The organism is Candidatus Deferrimicrobiaceae bacterium (assembly GCA_035256765.1).
In the GTDB taxonomy this organism is placed as follows: domain Bacteria; phylum Desulfobacterota; class Deferrimicrobia; order Deferrimicrobiales; family Deferrimicrobiaceae; genus CSP1-8.
This window is the reverse complement of the sequence record DATEXR010000276.1, coordinates 1-3,864: the sequence shown is the minus strand read 5'-3', so window position 1 is coordinate 3,864 and position 3,864 is coordinate 1. Positions and strand designations below refer to the sequence as shown.

The window sequence follows — 3,864 nt, the reverse complement described above, 5'->3', positions numbered from 1 at the left end:
AGCGAGGAGCCCGGATTCCTCGAGGAGTGGGCGCAGAAGGACGCGGCCCTTCGGGAACGGATCGTGTCGGCCCGCCGGAAGCTTCCCGGGATCCGGATCTCCGACGAGATCCTGCAGGCGGTGGTGGAGGTGGTCTCCGAGCTGGGCGTCGCCGGGCATCGCGGGGACATCACCATCCTGAAGAGCGCGAAGGCCCTCTCGGCGATCAAGGGGATCGACCTGCCCGACGAGGAGTGCCTGGCGGACGCCTTCCGGATGTCCCTTCCCCACCGGCTCAAGGAGGATCCGTTCGAGGAGACGGCGACGGGGAGGAAGCGGCTCGACGGAGTGCTCTCCCGCTTCGGCGTCCAGAAGCAGGGACGGTGAACGCCCCGTGAAGCCGCTCCCCGAGGATTCCGCCCGGAGGGTGCGGGAGATCTTTCAACAGGCGGCCTTCGTCTCCGACCTGGGGATCCGGCTTGCGGACCTGGGGCCGGGCTGGTGCGAGTCGGTCCTGACGATCGCCCCGAAGCACCGGCAGCAGGACGGCTACGTCCACGCGGGGGTGCAGGCGACGATCGCCGACCACACCGCCGGGGGGGCGGCGGGGACGCTCGCGGCGGAAGGCGACCTGGTCCTGACCGTCGAGTTCAAGATCAACTTCCTGCGGCCCGCCCTGGGGGAGCGCCTCCGGTGCCGGGCGACGGTCCTCCGGCAGGGAAAGACCCTCAACGTGGCGGAGTCGGAGGTCTTCGCGGAGCGCGACGGGAGCGAGAAGCTGGTGGCCAAGGCGATGGTCACCCTGGCGGTCGTCCCGAAACCGTAAGGGGAAGCCGCCGCCGGAAAAATCTCCTCGCAATATTTGGGCCCCCTCTAGATCACCTCCCCAAGACGATGGGTTCGATTTTTTTCACGAGGCCGGGCAACTCGTCGTTGACGGTTTTCCAGACAACATCGAGATCTACGTCGAAGTATGCATGGATAAGACGGTTTCTCATTCCCGTGATTTCCCGCCAGGGAATATCGGAATGTTCGGATTTCATATCATCGGATACGCGACTTGCGGCTTCGCCGACGATTTCGATGCATTTCACGAGGGAGAGGACGAGCATACGGTCATCATTCAGATGGCTTCGGCTCTTCTCTTTCACGAAGGACAACGCTTCCAGGCAGGCGTCGCGCATGTGGCGGAGGCGTACGAGGTCACTCTTGTGCATAGAGGGTTTCCGCAGATTCCACGACCTCGTCGCGGAAGTACCTGCTCAAATCCCCGGGGGTACGGATCTCCACGGTGCGCCCGCCCAGCAGCGACGACAACTCCCGTTCCATTTCGGCGATTTTCAAAAATCCTGGGACGTGACCGGGGAAAAACTCGACGAGGACATCCACGTCGCTGTCGCTGCGGAAGTCATCGCGCAGCACGGAACCGAAGAGGGAGAGTTTCCGGATGAAGTATCTACGGCAATAAAGGGCGATTTTTTCCGTTTCCACGGGAATCCGGACCATGCGGGACCTCCCGGATTCAATGTACCCCGGGTTGAAGGAGAAAGTCGAATGTCCGGTTCAGCCTGGCAGATGGATTTTCTGACGACATGGGCCGATCAATCGTCCAATTCCGGTGCGTGCGGCTTGATATCGAGCACCGGCGTGCCGTCGATCGCGTCCATTCCGCGGACGCGAAGCACGTTCCCGCGGATCTCCAGGAGCTCCACCGTGTGCAAAGAGATCGGATTGGGGCGATGCGGGGAACGCGTCGAGAAGACCCCCCGCATGGGCCGGTCCTCCTTTCCCCGCGGGTGGACCTTGAGCCGGTCCCGGTCCGCCTCGTGCATCCAGCACAGGACGACGATCTTCCCGAGCGTGCGGCGGGAGCGGCCTTTCGGCGTCGGTCCGCCGGGGGGGCGCACCCTCTCCTTCAGCCCGGTAAGGGCCGGCGCGCAGGCGGGATCGACGACGATCTCCGCCTCCGTGCCCGCAATCGCCCCCTGCTTCGGCGCTTCCTCGGTCGTTTTCACCTCCGACCGGACGACGCCGATCGGGCGGATGGTCCATCGTCCTTTCATCGGTCCTCCGTGTTCCCGATACTCGGTCAGTTGATCCCGATCTTCCCTTGCGGCGCCTCGGCGGTCTGGATCGTGCCGAAGGAGGCCTCGTACTTGGCGAGATTCTCCTGCAGGGCGCCCACCACCCGCTTGACATGTCCCGGCGAGAGGATGACCCGCGCGATGACGGTCCCGGTCGGGGGGGCGACCATCAGGAAGTCGAGGAAGAACTCCTCCTTCGTGTGCGCCACGATCATGTTGTTGGAATAAACCCCCCCGCGAAGGTGCTCGGGGAAGGAGATCTGGATCTCCACCGGCTTCTCGTTCGCCATCGGTCCTCCGTTTCAGTAGAGTTCGTATTTCAGCAGGCGGCAGTCGATCGGACCGTTCATGAGGGGGAACCGGCGGGACGCCTTCAGGCCGATGTGCCGTGTCGCCTCCGGGTTCCCGGAGAGGACGTACGCCGTCCACCCCCTGCACCGCTTCTTGAACGCCTCCCCCATCGCCTGGTAGAAGATTTCCGCCTCGGGGCCTTTCCCCATCCGGATCCCGTACGGGGGGTTGCAGAGGATGATCCCCGGCTGCCCTTCCGGGGCGAATTCCCGGATGTCCCTTTCGTGAAAGGAGACGAGGCCCGATAATCCGGCCCGCCGTGCGTTCCGCCGGGCGTTTCTCACCGCCGCCCCGGACAGGTCGCTCCCCTCGATCCGGGGGATCGCTATGCGTCGGACCCGTTCCCCGGCTTCGGCCACGATCGCCTCCCAAAGCTTCCGGTCGTGGCCGAAAAGATGCAGGAAGGCGAAAGAGCGCCCGAGGAGCCCCGGCGCCGTGTTCGTTGCGATCAGAGCGGCCTCGATCGGGATCGTCCCCGCGCCGCACATCGGGTCGAGGAGGGGGATTTGTCCGTCCCACCCGGTGAGGAGGACCATTCCGGCGGCGAGCGTCTCCCGGAGCGGCGCCTCTTCCGGATCGCCCCGGTATCCCCGCCGGTTCAGGCTTTCCCCCGACAGGTCCAGCGAGAGGGTGCACTCGTCACGCACGATCCGGACGTTGATCCGTACGTCCGGGGCGTGCAGGTCGACATCCGGCCGGGCGCCGGCCTTCTCCCGGAACCGGTCCGCGATGGCGTCCTTCGCCTTCTGCGCGGCGTAGCGGGAGTGGGTAATACCGGAGTCGCGCACGGTCGCGTCGACGGCGATCGTCTTCCGGACCGAAAAGATCTCCGGCCACGGGACCTCCTTCACCCCATGGTAGAGTTCCTCCGGCGTGGCGGCGGGGAATCCGGAAAGAAACAGAAGGACACGGTGCGCCGTGCGCAGCCACAGGTTCGCGCGGTAGCCGAGCCCGGTGTCCCCGGAAAAGGAGACTCCCCCGGGCGCCGCCGCGACCATTTCTCCCCCGAGCGCCCGGATCTCCTCCGACAGCACGGTCTCGAGCCCCTTGCTCGTGGTGGCGAAGTACCGGCGGGTCGACATATTTCCATCATATAAGAACAGGGACGTTCCTGAGAACTCCCTCTCCAGCGGCTACTGCCTGCTACACCGGGGGACCCGGGGCGATGCGGGGGGTTCCGCGGAGCGGCCTGTGGAGCGAGGAAGAAATCGCGTCGAGCGGAACCGGCAGCGAGCGGGCGCAAGGTCGCGAGCGTAGCCGAGGGGACCCCTCCGCGAGCCAGGGGCCCCGGGATCCGGCACTCGCCGCCGGGCGCACGACCGGGGCCCACGCCGCAGGGGAGGAAGAGTTCTTAGGAACGTCCCTGTTCTTATATGATGGAAACATGTCGACCCGCCGGTACTTCGCCACCACGAGCAAGGGGCTCGAGACCGTGCTGTCGGAGGAGATC

Annotated in this window: 8 protein-coding genes; 3 read left to right on the top strand and 5 right to left on the bottom strand. The window is 65.5% G+C overall.

What is annotated here, in order from left to right:
* Both VJ307_09605 and VJ307_09600 read left to right on the top strand, forming a co-directional pair.
* Nucleotides 1–366: hypothetical protein (locus tag VJ307_09605; protein HJX74398.1), on the top strand; the 366-nt coding region annotated here is incomplete at its 5' end.
* A 40-nt stretch (nt 367–406) separates the two neighbouring features.
* Nucleotides 407–805, top strand: coding sequence for a PaaI family thioesterase (locus tag VJ307_09600; protein ID HJX74397.1), 399 nt, complete (start codon nt 407–409; stop codon nt 803–805).
* 52 nt (nt 806–857) lie between these two features.
* Here VJ307_09600 and VJ307_09595 read toward each other — a convergent pair whose 3' ends face one another.
* The 5 genes from VJ307_09595 to VJ307_09575 form a co-directional block, all read right to left on the bottom strand.
* Entirely contained in the window at nt 858–1,196 is a 339-nt protein-coding gene (locus VJ307_09595; protein HJX74396.1) for a HepT-like ribonuclease domain-containing protein, read from the bottom strand.
* Nucleotides 1,183–1,485 (bottom strand): nucleotidyltransferase domain-containing protein, encoded by a 303-nt coding sequence (locus VJ307_09590; GenBank protein HJX74395.1) that lies wholly within the window; start codon nt 1,483–1,485, stop codon nt 1,183–1,185. Before VJ307_09590 ends, VJ307_09595 begins: the two co-directional genes overlap by 14 nt.
* Before the next feature lie 95 nt (nt 1,486–1,580).
* On the bottom strand, nt 1,581–2,042 hold the full coding sequence (tsaA, locus tag VJ307_09585) for a tRNA (N6-threonylcarbamoyladenosine(37)-N6)-methyltransferase TrmO (GenBank protein HJX74394.1): 462 nt from the start codon (nt 2,040–2,042) through the stop codon (nt 1,581–1,583).
* A gap of 26 nt (nt 2,043–2,068) precedes the next feature.
* Nucleotides 2,069–2,353: a DUF3467 domain-containing protein gene (locus VJ307_09580; GenBank protein HJX74393.1), complete on the bottom strand. Its 285-nt coding sequence runs from the start codon at nt 2,351–2,353 to the stop codon at nt 2,069–2,071.
* A 12-nt stretch (nt 2,354–2,365) separates the two neighbouring features.
* Nucleotides 2,366–3,496 (bottom strand): THUMP domain-containing protein, encoded by a 1,131-nt coding sequence (locus VJ307_09575; protein ID HJX74392.1) that lies wholly within the window; start codon nt 3,494–3,496, stop codon nt 2,366–2,368.
* Between the two features lie 83 nt (nt 3,497–3,579).
* Here VJ307_09575 and VJ307_09570 point away from each other — a divergent pair.
* Nucleotides 3,580–3,864: hypothetical protein (locus VJ307_09570; protein HJX74391.1), on the top strand; the 285-nt coding region annotated here is incomplete at its 3' end.

Bases quoted from the DNA above. Each gene is read 5' to 3' on its own strand.
- VJ307_09595 (HJX74396.1), bottom strand. From the start codon at position 1,196: ATGCACAAGAGTGACCTCGTACGCCTCCGCCACATGCGCGACGCCTGC.
- VJ307_09590 (HJX74395.1), bottom strand. From the start codon at position 1,485: ATGGTCCGGATTCCCGTGGAAACGGAAAAAATCGCCCTTTATTGCCGT.
- tsaA (HJX74394.1), bottom strand. From the start codon at position 2,042: ATGAAAGGACGATGGACCATCCGCCCGATCGGCGTCGTCCGGTCGGAG.
- VJ307_09580 (HJX74393.1), bottom strand. From the start codon at position 2,353: ATGGCGAACGAGAAGCCGGTGGAGATCCAGATCTCCTTCCCCGAGCAC.
- VJ307_09575 (HJX74392.1), bottom strand. From the start codon at position 3,496: ATGTCGACCCGCCGGTACTTCGCCACCACGAGCAAGGGGCTCGAGACC.